The sequence below is a fragment of the Neisseria shayeganii 871 genome (assembly GCF_000226875.1).
GTDB lineage: Bacteria > Pseudomonadota > Gammaproteobacteria > Burkholderiales > Neisseriaceae > Eikenella > Eikenella shayeganii.
In genome coordinates, this window is the sequence record NZ_JH164926.1 from 1072949 (window position 1) to 1089891 (window position 16943).

Here is a 16943-nt window from a genome sequence, read left to right on the forward strand (position 1 = left end):
CGGTTCAACCTCTTCCAAGGCTACCTGAAGCCATGACCCCGCTGTTTTGCCTCTACCGCCTGCTTACCCGCGCCTTCGGCCGGCCGCTGGCGCGCCACCTGCTCCGAAAGCGCAGCCGCCGCTCGCCCGATTATCTGCTGCACCAAGGTGAGCGATTCGGTGAGCCGCCGGCCGATCCCTTGCAAAACGCCATCTGGATTCACGCCGTTTCCGTGGGCGAAACCCGCGCCGCCCAGCCCTTAGTGGCCGAATTGCAGCGGCACTTTCCCGATGCCCCGCTGCTGCTCACCCAAATGACCCCCACCGGCCGCGCCGCCGCCGAGCAGTTGTTTCCTCAGGCGCAGTGCCGCTATCTGCCCTACGACCATCCCGCATGGACGGCCGCCTTCCTCGCCCAACACCGTCCGCGCTTCGGCATTTTGATGGAAACCGAAATCTGGCCGAACCTCATCCACGCCTGCCGCCAAACCGACCTGCCACTGTTTTTGGCCAACGCCCGTCTGTCGGAAAAATCCGCCCGCGGCTACCGGCGCTGGCCCGGCCTGTTCCGCCCCGCCATGCAGGGCTTTTGCCGCGTGCTGGCGCAAAGCGAAGCCGATGCCCGCCGTTTGGCCGAGCTCGGCGCCGCCACACCCCTAGTGTGCGGCAACAGCAAATACGACCTCGCTCCGCCCGCAGCCATGCACGCTTTGGCCGCGCAATTCCGCCAGCGCATCGGCCCGCGGCCGGTGGTGGTGTGCGCCAGCACCCGCGAACACCAAGGCCAGGACGAAGCCGAGCTGCTGCTGCAACAATGGCGGGCCTATCGGGGCGACGCCCTGCTGGTGATCGTGCCGCGCCACCCCGAGCGTTTCCAAAACGCCTTCGACACCGCGCAAGCCTTGGGCCTGCGCGCCCAAAAACGCAGCGACGAAACCGCCGTGGCGGCAGACACCCAAGTCTGGATCGGCGACAGCATGGGCGAACTGTTCGCCTATTATCTGGCCGCCGATATGGCGTTTGTCGGCGGCAGCTTGGTGGATACCGGCTGCCAAAACATCATCGAGCCGATTGCCTGTGGCAAACCCGCCCTATTCGGCTACTCCACTTACAACTTTGCCGCCGCCTGCGCCGGCGCAGTGGCCGCCGGCGCCGCCCTTCAAGTCGCCACCCCGGCCGACTGGTATGCCGCCGTCTGCCGCTGGCTGGCCGATCCTGCCGAACGGCAACGCTATGCCGCCCAAGCCGCCGGTTTCATCCAAGCCCACCAAGGCGCCAGCCGCCGCATGGCCGAAGCCATCGCCGCCGCCCTGCCCGCCTGTGCCGCTAACCGTCAGGCTACCTGAAAAGGAAACCATATCCCCTCAAGCAGGCATTCCTGGCCGGGCAGCCTCTCCTGTTCAGGTAGCCTCCGACCATCCGGCAGCTGGGTTTGCGCCGCCCTTGCCGATTCAGTAAAATCAAGGCCTTTCCCCACTCCGCCCCGCCGCCATGAGCCTGATTACCCTTCTGCGCCCCGCCCAAGCGCAAGATTGCGAACACATCTACAACGCACACCAATACGCCGTGCGCTACACCTGCGCCCGCGCCTATGACGACACGGTGCTGCAGGCCTGGCTGCAACTGCTCTCCCCCGACAGCTACCTCGACACCCTGCACGACCAATGGAAAACCCTGTGGGTGATCGAATACAAAGGCCATATCCAGGGCTTTTTCCAGCTCAACCTGCAAGAAGCCCAGCTCGACGCCCTGTATGTGCACCCCTTCGTGCACAACCAAGGTTTGGGCACCGCCTTGCTCGGCCGCGCCGAATCGCTGGCCCACGAAGCCGGCTTGGGCATGCTCAAGCTCTACGCCTCGCTCAATTCCGAGCCCTTTTATCTGCTCAACGGCTACAGCGTATTGGGCGAAGCCGTGCTGCCGCTCAACCCCGAAGTCGGCATCGAATGCCGCCTGATGCGTAAATTCCTGGCCGACTGTTTATAAACCCGGCGCTGCGCCGGCATCCCGTTTTCAGGTAGCCTGCCATGAACCTCCGCCCCTCCTTCCCCGCCGCCTGCTTACTGCTGCTCACTGCCGGTTGTACCTATCTCGACACCCCGGACGGACGCTATCTCAACCTCAATCTGCCGGTGGAATCGCGCCACACCGTACACAAAACCGTCCACATCCACGCCCCGCCCGGCACCACCGTCATCTACGGCGAGCGCGGCCTCTATCCCGATGCCGCCTATCCGCACACCCTCCCCAGCCATACCACCCTGCGCAGCGCCGCCGACGGCGGCTGCCTCGATGCCGCCCATCCGGGCTACCTGAACACAGCGCCCTGCCACGGCCGCCACAGTCAACGCTTTACCTTCGACGGCTTTCTCCTGCGCAGCGCCGCCGGCCTGTGCGTGGATACCGAACACAGCCTGCTGCAAGCCGGCATCCGCGCCGTTACCTCACCCTGCCGCCACAGCCCGAGCCAACAATGGCACAGCGACGGCCACAGCATCCGCAGCCGCGCCTCACCACTCTGCCTCGACAACCTCCAGCCCGGCGGCCCGCTGGTCTTATCGCCCTGCAACGGCAGCCACAGCCAACGATTTGTCTTCGGCCGCCACCCGTATTAACAATCTTTGCCCCAGCCGCAGGCAACAGAAACGCCCTATCCGCGGCAGTTTGCGCCGCCCTCCCCTTATCCGCCCCCTGTCCGGCCGCCGCCGTCCGGCCACAGATGCTTTGTAAATCGTTGCAAAATATGTTTAAATCCGCTTCCTAGCGGCCTGTTTCCGGATGCCGACATGAAAACCCGACTGTTTGTTTCCCTGCTCGCCTTATCCGCAGCCAGCTACGGCAAAGAGTTTGTCGTGGCCGATCTGCCGCACGGTTGGCGGGCCGAAATAAGCGTTGAAAACTGCACCGCAACAGCCTGCAACGGCCCAGCCGTCATCCGCTTAAGCGGCAACGGTTTCCGGCAGCAGTTCGAGTCTGCGGATGCCGGCTTTGCCCCGCCGGCAGACGGCAGCCGCCTGCCCTATCTGCACAGCCCGCTGGCCATCGGCGATTTCAATTTCGACGGCCTTGCCGACGTGGCGGTGCAAAACGGCAATAAGGGGCTCTACCTCAGCCCCGGCTACGACGTGTATCTGCAAAACACCGCCAAGCGCTTTTTGTTCAGCCAAGACTTCAGCGATTTAACCCTGCTCGGCATGGGGCTGTTCCAAACCGATGCCGCGCGCAAAGTGCTGACCACCACCGCCCGCGTCGGCTGCTGCGTGCATCTGCAGGAAGAATGGGCGGTTCTGCCCGACGGCAAACTGCACAATATCCGCCGCACCACGCACGACACCACCACGCCGGGCCAACTTGAGATCACCGAAGAAATATGGGAAAACGGCCGCTGGCAAACCCGCACCCTACAAAAACCACAACAAAATAAGTAACACACTTACTTTTCCAGTCTGCAAACTTGTGTGAAACCGCCATGAAAACACTGATCCTGATCGCCTCTTTTTTCCTCACCCTCCAAGCCTACGGCCGCAGTTTCGAGCTCTCCGGCCTGCCTACCGGCTGGAAGGCCAGTGTCACCATCGACCGCTGCGACCAAAGAGTCTGCAGAGGCAACGGCCACATCATTCTGCATAAAGACGGCTTCCGCCAACGCATCGACTCCAAACACCTGCTGCTCAATACCGACAACCTGCCGGCGGCCGGTACCGTCCTGAGCGCTGAAAACAGCCAATCGCTGCTGGTGATGAAAGATTTCAACTTCGACGGCCAAATCGATGCCGCCGTGCGCAACGGCAACAACAGCCTCAACCGCAGCGCCAGCTACGACATCTACACCCAGCGGCCGGGCGGCCATTTCACTTTCGACGAAGACCTCAGCGAACTGGCGCTGTACGGCGTGGGCCTGTTTGAAGTGGACACCCGCCGCCAGATTTTGATCACCACCGCCCAAACCGGTTGCTGCTTCCGCACCTTCGAAGAATGGAAAATCTTCCCCGACGAAGGCTGGCAAGAAGTCGGCCGCAGCACGTGGGACGGCTTCCGCTCCGAAGACACCATCCTGGTTACCGAAGAAAAACTGGTCAAAGGCCGTTGGGAAGACAGCTCCCGCTACGTGCGCAAACCCTGATCATTAAAACAAACAGAACCTGAAACCTTTGCCAAACGCTTCCATACAAATGCCGTTCAAGGCGCGGCGGCAAAGGCTTCAGGCTAGCTGAAACACCTATTCACCTCACCACACACATCATGATCCGAGACATCTATCTGGCCGGCGGCTGCTTTTGGGGCGTGGAAGCCTATTTCCGCCGCATCGAAGGCATCGTATCCGCCGTTTCCGGCTATGCCAACGGCCGCACCGAACACCCCAGCTACGAGCAGGTATGCCGCGAAAACAGCGGCCACGCCGAAACCGTCCGCCTGCAATACGACGACTCGCGGCTGCCCCTGCCCCACCTGCTCGCCCACTACTTCCGCCTGATCGACCCCACCAGCCTCAACCGCCAAGGCAACGACGTCGGCGAACAATACCGCACTGGCATCTACTACACCGACGAGGCCGACCGCCCCGTTGCCGAAGCCGCCCTGCAACGGCTGCAACGACACTACCGCCGGCCTTTACAGGTAGCCTTGGAGCCGCTGCGCCAATTTTTCCCCGCCGAAGACCACCATCAGGACTATCTGGGCAAACATCCGCACGGCTATTGCCACATCAATCTCGCCGCCGCCAGCGTTCCCTTAAGTGCGGCAGAAAAACAGCCCGAGCTGCTCGACAGCCTGAGCCCCCTGTCTTTCGAAGTCACCCAAAACAGCGCCACCGAACGGCCGTTTTCCCATCCTTACGAACGCGAATTTTCACCCGGCGTGTATGTGGACATCGTGGACGGCACCCCGTTGTTTCTTTCCACCGACAAATTCGATGCCGGCTGCGGTTGGCCCAGCTTCAGCCGCCCCATCGGCGAGAACGCGCTGGACGAACTGCCCGACCACTCCCACGGCATGCAGCGCATCGAAGTGCGCAGCCGAGAAGCCGGCTCCCACCTCGGCCACGTTTTCCCCGACGGCCCGGCCGAACAAGGCGGCCTGCGCTACTGCATCAACGGCGCCAGCCTGCGCTTCATCCCGCTTGCCGACTTGGAAGCAGCAGGCTTGGGCTACCTGAAAGCCTGTTTTGACGTCGGCGGCGGCCCAAACGCCTCCGACTAAATAACCACCCTCCAGCCGGGGCGCCGTCCGCCGCCCCGTTTCCCATGCTGCCTTCCTGCCCGCGCCCTGCTTGACCAGCCGGCTTCCCCTACCCGCCGTTTTCCGTTCCATGACACCCACACAAACACTGTCCGACCGCCGCATGGCCCTGCTGCTGGCCGCCATGAGCGCCATCATGCCGTTTTCCATCGATGCCTACCTGCCGGCGGTAACCGAAATGGCCGCCACCCTATCGGTGGGCGAAGCCGATATCCAAACCAATTTAAGCCTGTTTCTGGTCGGGCAATCCTTGGGCGTGCTGATCGGTGGCGCTTGGTCGGACTGGTCCGGCCGGCGGACGGTGGCGCTCAGCGGCCTCTTGCTGTATTGCCTCGCTTCCTTGGGTTTGGCATTGTTGGGCAGCTTGGAACAATTCCTGCTGTTGCGGCTGGCGCAAGCCTTCGGCGCCGGCATGGTGGCGGTGATCAGCGGCGCGGTGGTGCGCGACCTGTATGAAGGACGGCAGGCGGCGCAAATGTTTGCCCTGATCGGCGTGATCATGATGGCCGCGCCGCTGTTGGCGCCGATTATCGGCTGGCTGATGCTGCAAATCGGCGGCTGGCGGGCGGTATTCGTTTTTCTGTTGCTGTATGCCGCTTCGGTGTGGTGGCTGCAATGGCGCTTCCTGCCTGCCGTCAAGCCGGCCTCGCCGCCGGCCGGCTCACCAACCGCCGTCATCGCCGGACGCTACCGCCGCGTGTTCGGCACCCCCGAAGCCTTGGGCTTTCTGTTTTTCCAAGCGTTCAGCTTTTCCTCCATGTTTGCGTTTCTCACCGAGTCGCCCTATGTGTATATGACGCTCTACGGCATGGGAAAAGGCATTTATGCGCTGGTTTTCGCCCTCAACATCATCACCATGACCGCCTTCAACCGCCTGACTGCCTTGCGTCTGCGCCGCGGCAGCGAGCCGGCGCGGATTTTGCTCATCGGCATCGGGGTGCAGTTTGCGGCCAACACCGCCTTGGTGGTGCTCACCCAATTGTCTGCCCTGCCTCCGGTGGCGCTTTTTGTGGGCTTGGTGATGTTATCGGTAGGTTCGCAAGGCTTGGTAACCGCCAATACTCAGGCCTGCTTTATGCAGCACTTCCAACAGGAAGGCGGCAGCGCCAACGGCGTCCTGCTTTCCAGCCAAGCCCTCATCGCCGCCAGCGCGGGCTTCATCACCACCCGCCTGCACGACGGCAGCGCCGAGACCATGCCGCTGATGATGTTATCGGCCACCTTATGCGGCATGGTGTTGTTGTTCGGCTTCTCCAAACAGGCTTTCAGGTAGCCTGAGGCCATGCTGACAAAGCGGAGACCTTCACCGCCTTGCGATGATGCAGCTTAAAGATGGCCGCGCAGCGAGCGCAGACATATCACACGATAGGCAAGCGAACGAGCAGCGCACAACGCAGAAATGCGCCGCAGATGGGGGTTTTGCAAAGGTCTCAGCTTGCCAAGGTCTCTCGGGCTACCTGAAAACTTTTTATCACCCTTCTCCATGCCTGCCTTATTGATTGTCCGCCCCGAAAACCGCCTGCGCGAAGATGCCGCGGTCTGTCTGGCCGCCGGCTGGCAGCCGCTGCCGCTGCCGCTGATCCGCATCGAAGCCGATGCCGTCGCACTGACTGCTTTACCGGCACGCATCGCCGATGCCGACGCCGTGTTCTGGGTCAGCCCCACCGCCGTAGAAACCGCCGCCGGCGCCCTGCCCGCACCCGGCCGCGCACTCCACGTAGCGGTCGGCGCCGGCACCGCCGCCGCTTTGAACCGCGCCGGCCTCAGCGGCATTGCCGCCCCGCCGCAAGGCAATGACAGCGAAGCCGTGCTCGCCCTGCCCCTGTGGCGACAGCTGCCGCCACAGGCCAAGATCCTGCTGGTGCGCGGCAGCGGCGGACGCGACTGGTTGCGCCAACAACTCACCGCCCGGGGTTTTCAGGTAGCCTGTGCCGACATCTACCGCCGTCTGCCCGCTGCTCCGCCGTGGCCGTTTTCTGCCGACAATCCGCCCGATGCGGCGTGGGTCACCTCGGCCGAACTGGTCGGCCTGCTGTTCGGCCAAGCCCCGCCGAATCTCGCCCAGGCGTTGAAAACCTTGTTATACTTCACCCATCATCCGCGCATCGCAGCCGCGCTGCGCCAACACGGCGCACAGCGCATACAATTATTGGCCTCTCCCTCGGAACTCAGCGCCGCCTTGGCCGCTCTTTCCGAACAACAAATGGAAGCCCCCGCCTGCGCCCGTCAGAATATTGAGAAAGGAACCGCATGAGCCAGCCTGAAAACGAAACCGTGCAGCCCACCCCCCAACCGGCCCTGCCGCCGGCCGCCACTGCGCCTGCCCCGCAAGCTGCGCCGGTGGTGGTCAAACAATCCGGCGGCAAAGGCATGGCCGCGTTGGCCCTGCTGCTCTCCCTCCTCGGCTTAGGTGCGGCCGGCTTTCTGTTTGTGCAGGGCCAAGACGTTTTGGCCCGCCAACAGATGCAGTTCGAACAAAAAATCGGCGAAGCCGCGTTGGGCGAATCCAAAAACGCCGCCCTCTTGGCCGATGCCGTGCGCAAACAGCAAAGCAGCGACAGCGCCCTGATGCAGCTGCAAGCGGAGCTGCGTCGCCAACAGGGCGATGCCGAACGCAACGGCCGTGTGTTACAAGAGCTGCTGAAAAGCCGCAGCGACTGGCTGGTGGACGAAGCCGAATTCAGCCTGAATTTGGCCGCCCAACAACTGGCGATTGCCGACAACGTGCCGGCCGCCGTTGCCGCCTTGGAAAGCATCGACAGCCGTTTGGCCCGCTTCGAGCAGCCGCAGCTGCTCTCTTTGAAGCAAGCCGTCAGCGCCGACCTGGCCGCCTTGAAACAGCGCCCTTATCTGGATGTTTCCAGTGGCGCATTGCGCCTAAACCGCTTGGAAGCTGCTGTCGGCGGCCTGCCGCTGATGCTCGACAGCACGCTGCGTCCGCCCCAAGCCGCCCCGCAAACCGCGGCCGACAGCAACGCCTCTTGGTGGCAGAATGCCTGGACGCGCACCGTCAACGGCCTCAAAAGCATGGTGGAAGTGCGCCATCTCGACAACCCCGATGTGATGCTGATGTCTCCGGAGCAGGTTTTCTACGTGCGTGAGAATTTGCGTCTGCGCCTCTTGAGCGCGCGCGTCTCCCTCATGCAGCACCAAAGCGAAACCTATCAAAGCGACTTGGCGGCCGCCGAACAAGCCGTTAAGCAATACTTCGACGTTTCCGCTCCCGCCGTGCAGGCTTGGCTGCGTGAAATCGAAGGCCTAAAAACCCTGCAAACCGGCAGCGGCAATTCGGCCAATCTGCTGGCCGCCAGCCTAAAAGCAGTAGATGATTACCGCAAGCAACGCGGCAGCGAGGGTTTGGTGTTGCCCGAACTGCCTGAAGCCGCCGCCTCCGATACTGCCGCATCAACGGCTTCGGCACCGGCCGCCGCTTCGGCGCCGGCTGCCACCGAAACCACGCCCAATACCGCACCGCAAACACCGGCCGCCGCGCCTGCTGATGCCGCTTCCGCCGTTCAGGGAGGGGTGAAATCATGAAAGGCCTGATTTGGATCATCGTGCTGTTCGCTGCGGCCGTCGGCTTGGTTTTGGCTGCGCAAACCTATAGCGGCAATGTGTATCTGGTGATTGACCAAACCCAAACCATGGTCGCCATGTCGCTGCATCTGTTTGTCGGCGCCCTGATTGTTTCCGTTGCCGTGCTCTATCTGCTGCTGCGCCTGATTGACGGCGTCACCGCCGTACCCGGCCGCCTGCGCCGCTTCGGCAGCAAGCGCAGCGCCCGCCATGCCGCCGAGTCGCTGAACAAAGCCGGCTTGGCCTTTTTCGAAGGCAAATTCCAACAAGCCGAACGCGAAGCGGCCAAAGTGCTCGACAACAAACAAGCCGGCGACAACCGCGTACTGGCCTTGATGCTGGCCGCCCACAGTGCCGATCAGGCCGGCGACGAAGAGAAACGCGAAGGCTACCTGAAAGACATTGCCGGGCTGCCCGACAAAAACCAACTCTCGCGTCATCTGCTGTTGGCCGAATCCGCACTCAACCGCCGCGACTACCCCGCCGCCGAAGCCGCCTTAAACGCCGCTGCGGCCGTCAACCCCAAACTGACCCGCTTGGTACGCCTTCAACTGCGCTACATGTTCGAACAAAACAATCCGCTGGAAGTACTCGACCGCGTGGCCAAACTGGAAAAAGCCGCTGCCCTCAACAGCGCAGAAGCCGCCCAATACCGCGAATGGGCCTACCGCGAACTGTTGGCGCTGGCACAAGACTACCCTGCCATGAAAGCCTGTCTGGCCCGCATCCCCGAAGACCTCAAGCGTGGCGACTTATGCGCCGACATTGCCGCCAAATTCGTACAAACCGGCCAATACCCCCGTGCCGTCAAATGGGTCAAACACCATTACCCCGAAACCCACAACAACCAACTGCTTCCGCATATGATTGAAGCAGCCCGCTATTTAAGCGAAAAAGAGCAGCAAAAAGTGATGGATACCGCCGAATCCTGGCTCACCCAAACCCCGGATAACGCCCATCTGCTGTTTAATCTCGGCCAAATGGCCTATGCCAAAAAACTGTGGGGCAAAGCACAAAGCTACCTGGAGGCCAGCCTCAATGCCCAAGCCACCCCGCAGGCGCGTTTGGTGTTGGCCAAAGTGTTCGACGAAATGGGCCAGCCCCAACAAGCGGAGGCACAACGCAAACTCGTTTTGGCCGAAATCACACCGGACGAAGACGAAACCGCCACAGTCGCTCCAGAGCGCGTTGCCATTTAGCCGGCAACCCGATACTCGGGAAAATAGATAATTATTCACTCAATCATATGGTTATTTATCGACTTCCGTTTATAGCCTATAGTTAAAGCATCCCGGCATACAGTGAGCACTCACGGATAGATGCAGCTGGATATTTAGCCACGTTGCATCTCCTGACTTGTTGCCAACCAGCGCCCAATAATGGCAGAAGATGGACTGAGAACTTTATAAACCTTTATCTGTGGCGTATTTCTGCGTTCTGCATCCATGCTTTGGGGCGTATAGCCCCAGGCTTTAAGGCTTACTTGGTGTTAGTGAGGTGAAAAGCGGGATGAGACCTTTGCAAAACCCCCAGATGTGGATGCAGTTCAAGGCGTAGCAGCACAGCGAACGTGAACGTCAGGAATCCCCGTGGGACAGACATATCAGATAGATAGGCAAGCGAGCGAGCAGCGCACAACGCAGAAATGCGCCGCAGATGGGGGTTTTGCAGAGGTCTCGAGATGTTTATTATGCTCTATATGATATGCGGTACATCTCTTCAATACCGCCAACAATACAATGAATTGCTACACTAAGGACTACCTGAAAACGTGAACTGAAACCATAAAGCTGGACAGTTTATTTTACCGCCTTCAAGGCCTGAATCCTGTATCACACGGGCTTCAGGCCTTTTAATTTGGGTTTGATCCTGTCGTGATAGTGTCCACAATGTATTCATAAAGGCGGCTTTGTGCTGGAGCCTTGAGTGCTTTGCTTGCCGTGCAAAACCTTAGCTCCCACTCATTTGCTTACCAAAATGTGATGAAGCTTGCAAAGCGTATCCGGGCTTCTGAGATCATCATCGGCCAAGTAAAAGCGGATGACCTTGAACTTGAAAGTGTCCGCGTATTTTTGGTCACGGAAAATGCCCCCTCAAAGTTGTTTGGCTGTCCAACTTTTTGGGGGCCTATAAATTCAGGTAGCCTGTTTCGCACTTGCGGCTCATGCGGCCAGAATTTTCTCAACGATTTCGCGCGTGTCTTTCGACAAATCGGGCGCTTGCGCCAGCGCCTGCAACTCTTGGCGCATCAGGTTTTGGCGCCCGGCTTCAAGGCGGCGGCACAGATTGAATGCCTGCACCAAACGGGCGGCCACTTGCGGGTTGAAGGCGTCGATTCGGCGCACCTGTTCCGCAATAAAGGCATAGCCCGAGCCGTCTGCGGCATGGAAATGCGGCACGTTGCGGCTGAATGCGCCGAGCAGGGCGCGCGCTTTGTTTGGATTTTCCAGGCTGAACTGCGGATGCTGCAGGGCGGCCCGCACCTGTGCCGGCGTATCGGCGCGGCGGCTGGCGGCAATCAGGGTGAAGTATTTGTCCATCACCAGCGCCTGATCGCTGAATTTTTCGGCAAAGCGGTTCAACAGCGCATCGCGTTGCGGGCCGGGATGGTGGTTGGCCGCGCTCAACAGCCCCCATTCGTGGGTCATATTGCCGGCCAGTTCGGCGTAGCGTTCGGCCACGGTGTCGATGTGTTGCGGCTCGGCCCGCAGAATCAAGGCGCGGCAGACGTTGCGCAGGCTGCGCCAAGTCGCCAGCTCGGGCATGTATTCGTAGCGCACCGCTGCATCGGCCTGCGCTTCCTGCTGCGCCGCTTCTTGCTCCAGCGCGTGAAGCTGCGGCAGGAAACGCACGGCCAGCGCGTCCAACAGCGCTTCGCGGGCGCGGTGTACCAGCAGGGGATCGATGTTTTCGCGCTCCGCCCACAATTCGGCTTCGGGCGGCACCTGCAACAGCAGGGCGCGGAAGCCGGCCGCCAAATCGGCCGCCAACACTTCTGCCAAGGCCTGCATCAGCACTTCGTGCGCCGGCAGCGGGCTACCTGAAAGCAGCGCCGCTTCGTTGGCGGCCACCGCACGGCGGTACAGGGTTTGGCCGGCTTCCCAGCGGGCGAACGCATCGCTGTCGTAAGCCAAGAGCAGGCTCAAATCGGCATCGCTGTAAGGGTAGTCCAGCTGCACGGGAGCGGAAAAGCCGCGCAGCAGGGAAGGCACCACGGCCCGGCCCACGCCCTGCAAGACAAATTCCTGCTCGGCTTGATGCAACACCAGCACGGCCTCGCGGCAGGCTTCGCTGCTTTCAGGTAGCCTGAATTCGGTTTGCTCGCCCAGAGTGTCGTTTTCCGCGCTGAACAAGGCCACTTTCAGCGGCATCATCATCGGCTGTTTGTCGGCCATGTCGGGCGTGGGCGGAATGCTTTGTTTGACGGTCAGCACATAGTCGCCGTTGTCTTTCAGGTAGCCTGACGCCTGCAGCACGGGCGTGCCGGCCTGGCTGTACCACAGGGCGAACTGCCCGAAATCGCGGCCGTTGGCATCGGCCATGGCGGCGCGGAAATCGTCGCAGGTTACGGCTTGGCCGTCGTGGCGTTCAAAATACCGCCGCATCCCGCGTTGGAAGCCTGCTTCGCCCAGAAAGCTGTGGTACATGCGCACCACTTCGGCGCCTTTTTCATACACGGTCATGGTGTAGAAATTGTTCATTTCCACATAGCTGGCGGGGCGCACCGGATGGGCGGTGGGGCCGGCGTCTTCGGGAAACTGGTGTTGGCGCAGCAGCGACACGTTTTCGATGCGGGTAAGCGCGCCGGCGCGGTCGGCGGAAAATTCCTGATCGCGGAACACGGTCAGCCCTTCTTTCAGCGAGAGCTGAAACCAGTCGCGGCAGGTCACGCGGTTGCCCGTCCAATTGTGGAAATATTCGTGGGCGATCACGCTTTCCACGCCGGCAAAATCGGCGTCGGTGGCGGTGCGGCTGTCGGCCAGCACGTATTTGGTGTTGAAAATGTTCAAGCCCTTGTTTTCCATCGCGCCCATATTAAAGTCGCCGACGGCCACCACCATATAGATGTCCAAATCGTATTCCAGGCCGAAGCGCGTTTCGTCCCACGCCATCGCGTGTTTGAGCGACTGCACGGCGAAATCCACCTTGTCGGCGTCTTCGGCACGGGTGTAAAACTCAATCGCCACTTCGCGCCCGCTCAGGGTGGTGAAAGTGTCGCGCGTGCACTGCAAATCGCCGGCCACCAGCGCAAACAGGTAGCTGGGCTTGGCAAATGGGTCGGCCCATTTCGCCCAATGGCGGCCGTTTTCGAGCAGGCCGCCGTCTGTCTTATTGCCGTTGGACAGCAGCACGGGATAGCGGGCGGCGTCGGCGCTCAGGGTGGTGGTGAAGCGGCCCATCACATCGGGGCGGTCGGGATGGAAGGTGATTTTGCGGAAGCCTTCCGGCTCGCACTGGGTATAGAGGTTGCCGCCGCTGGCGTACAGCCCCATCAGCGTTTTATTATCCTGCGGATACAGGCGGGTGCGCACTTCCAGCACAAACGGTTCGGCCGGCGCGTCGAGCAGGGTCAGCGTTTCGCCGTCCAGCGTATAGCGACCCTCGGCCAGCGGCTCGCCGTTGAGACGCAGCGAAAGCAGCTCGGCCGACCCCTGCAGCACCAAGTCGGCCCGCCCCTGCTGCGGCTCGATGTGTAAGCAGGCGGTGACATCGGTGTGGCTGTCGAAAATATCGAACGCCAAATCCAGTTGCGGCACTTGGTGCGCGGGCGCTCGGTAATCTTTCAGATAGTGGACGGTTTGCGGCACGGCGGGCTACTTTCATCAAAAAAACAAAAGCCGCATTCTAGCGGCTTTCAGCGGGGCATGAAATAAGGCAACAGGCTACCTGAAAGCCTTTCAGGTAGCCTCTTTGCGATGGGTGCCCGATCAATCCAGATTGCCCAACACGATGCGCAACATGCGGCGCAGCGGCTCGGCGGCACCCCACAGCAGCTGGTCGCCCACGGTGAAGGCGCTGATGTATTCGCCGCCCATGGCCAGCTTGCGGACGCGGCCGACCGGAGTGGTTAGCGTGCCGGTCACCGCGGCGGGGGTGAGCTCGCGCATGCTGGCTTCCTTGGTATTGGGCACCACTTTCACCCAATCGTTGGCGCCGGCGAGCAGGTTTTCGATTTCGGCCAGCGGCAAATCCTGTTTCAGCTTCAGGGTCAACGCTTGGCTGTGGCAGCGCATGGCGCCGATGCGCACGCACAGGCCTTCCACCACCACGCCGTCGGCCTGGCCGAGGATTTTGTTGGTTTCCACGCCGCCCTTCCACTCTTCTTTCGACTGGCCGTTGCCCAAGTCGGCATCGATCCACGGAATCAGGCTGCCGGCCAGCGGCACGCCGAAGTTTTCTTTCGGATAGGCGTCGCTGCGCAGAAAGTCGGACACTTTGCGGTCGATGTCCAAAATCGCGCTGGCCGGATCGGCCAATTCGCTGTGTACTTGGTCGCGGATGGCGCCCATGCCGCTGATCAGCTCGCGCATATTTTTGGCGCCGGCGCCGGAAGCGGCCTGGTAAGTCATGCTGGAGGCCCACTCCACCAAACCGTTTTGAAAGAGGCCGCCCAAGGCCATCAGCATCAGCGAAACGGTGCAGTTGCCGCCGATGTAGTTTTTCACGCCGTTTTGCAGGCCGGCATCGATCACGCCGCGGTTGACCGGATCGAGCACAATGATGGACTCGGCATCCATGCGCAGGATGGAAGCCGCGTCAATCCAATAGCCGTGCCAGCCGCTCTCGCGCAGGGGCTGGAACACCGATTTGGTGTAATCGCCGCCCTGGCAGGTCACGATGATGTCCATCTCGGCCAACTGGGCAAGGTTGTTGGCATCCAGCAGGGTTTTCGCCGCCTGACCGAAGTCGGGCGCCGCGCCGCCGGGGTTGGAAGTGGTGAAGAAATACGCTTCGGGAATGTGGGCGAAGTCGTTTTCTTCGCGCATGCGCTGCATCAAAACCGAGCCGACCATGCCGCGCCAGCCGATAAAGCCTACTTTTTTCATACTGTGTTGTGCTCCTAAATCAATCATCTTTCTTGCCGGCCTCAGGCTACCTGAAAGCCGTCTGCCGCCCGTACTCGGGCGCCTGCCTCGGCGGCCGCTTTCCTTATATCAACGGTTTGCCGTCTCTTGAGGGCAAAAGCCACTCTCCGGCAGGCCGCAGAGGACGCCCTAAAAACCGGTTCCGTTTTAACGCTGCGCCGCACAAAAGTAAAGTATTTTCTCCGCCGAAACGGAGCGCAATTTGCCGACTAAGTGGCTAAAAATAATAAGTAACTGATATTTATGATTTTATAGTGAGAAAATTTCGCCCGCAGCACCGAAGATTCCACTATGCGAAATAAACCTTCTGATTTTCAAATGCTTGCATTGATATTTTTTCTAAAAATATGCTAATGAAGATTTACAAACCGCGGAAAGCAGGGTAAAAGCCTGTTTATCCCCTGCCGCCTCACTCCAACGGCCGGCAGGGGCATCGAGCGGGCTGCACCGGGCAGCGGTGGCACCGCCCGGCAAGTTTACAATTTGAGGATTGAAAAATGAGTAACCATCATTTAGCCAAAGTTCTTGGCAAAAAAGAGGCGTTCATGCTGGCCTTCGGCGCCATGATCGGCTGGGGCTGGATTGTTCTGTCCGGCGGCTGGGTGCAGGAAGCCGGCAGCATCGGTGCGCCGCTGGCCTTGGCGCTGGGCGCAGGCATCATCATGGTCATCGGCCTGTGTTACGCAGAACTCTGTTCCGCCATGCCCTATGAAGGCGGCGAGCACGTATTCAGCTACCGCGCCATGGGCCATGCCGCATCTTTTCTGTGCACTTGGGCCATGATTTTGGGCTATGTATCGGTGGTGGCCTTCGAAGCCGTTGCCCTGCCTACGGTGCTCGACAACCTGATTCCCGGTTACCAAGTGGGCTACCTGTGGAACCTGATGGGCCAAGAGCAAAACACGGAAGACCTCGTGGCCGGCATCCGCGGCGGCGATGTGTATTTCACTTGGGCGTTGGTGGGCATGGCCGGCACCGTGGTGGTGACTTGGCTCAACTACATCGGCATCAAAACCGCTGCCCGTTTCCAAACCTTTGTGACCTATCTGATTTTGCTGGTCGGCTTAGTGTTCATCATCGCCGCGCCCATCAGCGGCGACGCAGCCAATCTGCAGCCGCTGTTTAACGAAACCCCGGTGGAAGACAGCGCATTTTCGCCGATGATGGCCGGTATGCTGGCTGTCTTGCTGATTGTGCCCTTTATGTTTGTGGGCTTTGACGTGATCCCGCAGGCGGCGGCGGAAATCAATCTGCCGCAAAAAGACATCGGCAAAATGTTGCTGTTGTCTGTGGCTGCCGCCACCATCTTCTACTGCGCCATTACCTTCGGCGTGGGCATCGCCCTGAATGAGCAACAGTTGAACGATGCCTCTTTGCCCACCGCCACCGCGATGGAAGTGGTGTTCAACAGCCCGCTGGCTGCCAAAATCATGATTCTGGCGGGTGTCGCCGGCATCATCACCAGCTGGAACGCCTTCTTCATCGGCGGCAGCCGTGCCATCTATGCCATGGCGCATGCCAAAATGCTGCCCGCTTTCTTGGCGAAAACCCATCCGAAATACAAAACCCCGCACAATGCGGTGTTGCTGATCGGCGCGGCCACCCTGTTTGCTCCCTTCTTGGGCCGCAAAGCACTGGTGTGGTTTGTCGATGCCGGCAGCCTCTCCATTGTGATTGCTTATTTCATGGTGTGTATGTCGCTGCTGGTGCTGCGCCGCCGCGCCCCCAATATGCCCCGTCCCTTCCGTCTCAAAAAAGGCATTTTCATCGGTGCGGCCGGCTGCTGCTTGAGCCTGTTCTTGGGCTATATGTACCTGCCTTTCAGCCCCGCCGCGCTGACCAAAGAAGAATGGTGGATTTTCGGCGGCTGGATGGTATTCGGCTTCATCCTCTACTCCATCGCCCGCAGCAAATACGGCACAGAGGAATCCGACCGCATCATGGAAGCGGAGTGGGCCAACGAACATGAAATGGCTGCCGCACAAGCCAAGCAAAACGCCCAATAATCCGGCTGCACAAAGCAAACAGGCTACCTGAAAGTTTCAGGTAGCCTGAGACCTTTGC

13 protein-coding genes and 2 pseudogenes are annotated in these 16943 nt (G+C 60.6%); 11 read left to right on the top strand and 4 right to left on the bottom strand.

Going from position 1 to position 16943, the window contains the following annotated elements; translation table 11 throughout:
- The first annotated feature begins 32 nt into the window (after positions 1 to 32).
- The 7 genes and pseudogenes from waaA to HMPREF9371_RS04940 all read left to right on the top strand — a co-directional run bounded on the left by waaA (position 33) and on the right by HMPREF9371_RS04940 (position 6490).
- Positions 33 to 1325: a lipid IV(A) 3-deoxy-D-manno-octulosonic acid transferase gene (waaA, locus tag HMPREF9371_RS04910; protein ID WP_009118844.1), complete on the top strand. Its 1293-nt coding sequence runs from the start codon at positions 33 to 35 to the stop codon at positions 1323 to 1325.
- A gap of 145 nt (positions 1326 to 1470) precedes the next feature.
- Positions 1471 to 1965, top strand: a complete 495-nt coding sequence (locus HMPREF9371_RS04915) for a GNAT family N-acetyltransferase (protein WP_009118846.1) — start codon at positions 1471 to 1473, stop codon at positions 1963 to 1965.
- Positions 1966 to 2006: 41 nt separating this feature from the next.
- On the top strand, positions 2007 to 2594 hold the full coding sequence (locus tag HMPREF9371_RS12745) for a ricin-type beta-trefoil lectin domain protein (protein WP_009118847.1): 588 nt from the start codon (positions 2007 to 2009) through the stop codon (positions 2592 to 2594).
- A 171-nt stretch (positions 2595 to 2765) separates the two neighbouring features.
- A complete protein-coding gene (locus HMPREF9371_RS11025; RefSeq protein ID WP_009118848.1) occupies positions 2766 to 3407 on the top strand; it encodes an XAC2610-related protein in 642 nt (213 codons plus the stop codon).
- A gap of 41 nt (positions 3408 to 3448) precedes the next feature.
- Entirely contained in the window at positions 3449 to 4102 is a 654-nt protein-coding gene (locus HMPREF9371_RS04930; RefSeq protein WP_009118849.1) for an XAC2610-related protein, read from the top strand.
- A gap of 125 nt (positions 4103 to 4227) precedes the next feature.
- Positions 4228 to 5178, top strand: a pseudogene (gene msrB / locus HMPREF9371_RS04935) (peptide-methionine (R)-S-oxide reductase MsrB); the annotation flags it as partial.
- A gap of 109 nt (positions 5179 to 5287) precedes the next feature.
- On the top strand, positions 5288 to 6490 hold the full coding sequence (locus HMPREF9371_RS04940) for a multidrug effflux MFS transporter (RefSeq protein ID WP_009118851.1): 1203 nt from the start codon (positions 5288 to 5290) through the stop codon (positions 6488 to 6490).
- A gap of 30 nt (positions 6491 to 6520) precedes the next feature.
- Here the strand turns inward: HMPREF9371_RS04940 and HMPREF9371_RS13265 are convergent.
- Positions 6521 to 6702: pseudogene (locus tag HMPREF9371_RS13265) on the bottom strand (hypothetical protein).
- Between HMPREF9371_RS13265 and HMPREF9371_RS04945 the strand changes: the two are divergent.
- Genes HMPREF9371_RS04945 through HMPREF9371_RS04955 form a run of 3 tightly spaced genes read left to right on the top strand, consistent with a single transcriptional unit; the run spans position 6701 to position 9992 of the window.
- On the top strand, positions 6701 to 7471 hold the full coding sequence (locus HMPREF9371_RS04945) for a uroporphyrinogen-III synthase (RefSeq protein WP_050797909.1): 771 nt from the start codon (positions 6701 to 6703) through the stop codon (positions 7469 to 7471). The pseudogene HMPREF9371_RS13265 and the gene HMPREF9371_RS04945 overlap by 2 nt on opposite strands.
- Complete coding sequence (locus HMPREF9371_RS04950; RefSeq protein WP_009118853.1) at positions 7468 to 8754, top strand: uroporphyrinogen-III C-methyltransferase; 1287 nt, start codon at positions 7468 to 7470, stop codon at positions 8752 to 8754. Before HMPREF9371_RS04945 ends, HMPREF9371_RS04950 begins: the two co-directional genes overlap by 4 nt.
- A complete protein-coding gene (locus HMPREF9371_RS04955) occupies positions 8751 to 9992 on the top strand; it encodes a heme biosynthesis HemY N-terminal domain-containing protein (protein ID WP_009118854.1) in 1242 nt (413 codons plus the stop codon). The genes HMPREF9371_RS04950 and HMPREF9371_RS04955 overlap by 4 nt, the downstream gene beginning before the upstream one ends.
- A gap of 280 nt (positions 9993 to 10272) precedes the next feature.
- Here HMPREF9371_RS04955 and HMPREF9371_RS14020 read toward each other — a convergent pair whose 3' ends face one another.
- The 3 genes from HMPREF9371_RS14020 to asd all read right to left on the bottom strand — a co-directional run bounded on the left by HMPREF9371_RS14020 (position 10273) and on the right by asd (position 14840).
- Positions 10273 to 10476, bottom strand: coding sequence for an ATP-dependent exonuclease (locus HMPREF9371_RS14020; RefSeq protein ID WP_415752588.1), 204 nt, complete (start codon positions 10474 to 10476; stop codon positions 10273 to 10275).
- 479 nt (positions 10477 to 10955) lie between these two features.
- Positions 10956 to 13601 (bottom strand): aminopeptidase N, encoded by a 2646-nt coding sequence (gene pepN / locus HMPREF9371_RS04960; RefSeq protein WP_009118855.1) that lies wholly within the window; start codon positions 13599 to 13601, stop codon positions 10956 to 10958.
- Between the two features lie 120 nt (positions 13602 to 13721).
- A complete protein-coding gene (gene asd, locus HMPREF9371_RS04965; RefSeq protein WP_040660186.1) occupies positions 13722 to 14840 on the bottom strand; it encodes an aspartate-semialdehyde dehydrogenase in 1119 nt (372 codons plus the stop codon).
- 536 nt (positions 14841 to 15376) lie between these two features.
- Here asd and HMPREF9371_RS04970 point away from each other — a divergent pair.
- Entirely contained in the window at positions 15377 to 16885 is a 1509-nt protein-coding gene (locus tag HMPREF9371_RS04970; RefSeq protein ID WP_009118858.1) for an APC family permease, read from the top strand.
- The last annotated feature ends 58 nt before the right edge of the window (positions 16886 to 16943 follow it).

What these genes read in the sequence shown, in the direction of transcription:
- HMPREF9371_RS11025 (WP_009118848.1), top strand. Translation starts at nt 2,766, where the DNA reads ATGAAAACCCGACTGTTTGTTTCCCTGCTCGCCTTATCCGCAGCCAGC.
- HMPREF9371_RS04930 (WP_009118849.1), top strand. Translation starts at nt 3,449, where the DNA reads ATGAAAACACTGATCCTGATCGCCTCTTTTTTCCTCACCCTCCAAGCC.
- HMPREF9371_RS04955 (WP_009118854.1), top strand. Translation starts at nt 8,751, where the DNA reads ATGAAAGGCCTGATTTGGATCATCGTGCTGTTCGCTGCGGCCGTCGGC.
- HMPREF9371_RS12745 (WP_009118847.1), top strand. Translation starts at nt 2,007, where the DNA reads ATGAACCTCCGCCCCTCCTTCCCCGCCGCCTGCTTACTGCTGCTCACT.
- HMPREF9371_RS04940 (WP_009118851.1), top strand. Translation starts at nt 5,288, where the DNA reads ATGACACCCACACAAACACTGTCCGACCGCCGCATGGCCCTGCTGCTG.
- HMPREF9371_RS04950 (WP_009118853.1), top strand. Translation starts at nt 7,468, where the DNA reads ATGAGCCAGCCTGAAAACGAAACCGTGCAGCCCACCCCCCAACCGGCC.
- HMPREF9371_RS04915 (WP_009118846.1), top strand. Translation starts at nt 1,471, where the DNA reads ATGAGCCTGATTACCCTTCTGCGCCCCGCCCAAGCGCAAGATTGCGAA.
- HMPREF9371_RS04970 (WP_009118858.1), top strand. Translation starts at nt 15,377, where the DNA reads ATGAGTAACCATCATTTAGCCAAAGTTCTTGGCAAAAAAGAGGCGTTC.
- waaA (WP_009118844.1), top strand. Translation starts at nt 33, where the DNA reads ATGACCCCGCTGTTTTGCCTCTACCGCCTGCTTACCCGCGCCTTCGGC.
- HMPREF9371_RS04945 (WP_050797909.1), top strand. Translation starts at nt 6,701, where the DNA reads ATGCCTGCCTTATTGATTGTCCGCCCCGAAAACCGCCTGCGCGAAGAT.
- asd (WP_040660186.1), bottom strand. Translation starts at nt 14,840, where the DNA reads ATGAAAAAAGTAGGCTTTATCGGCTGGCGCGGCATGGTCGGCTCGGTT.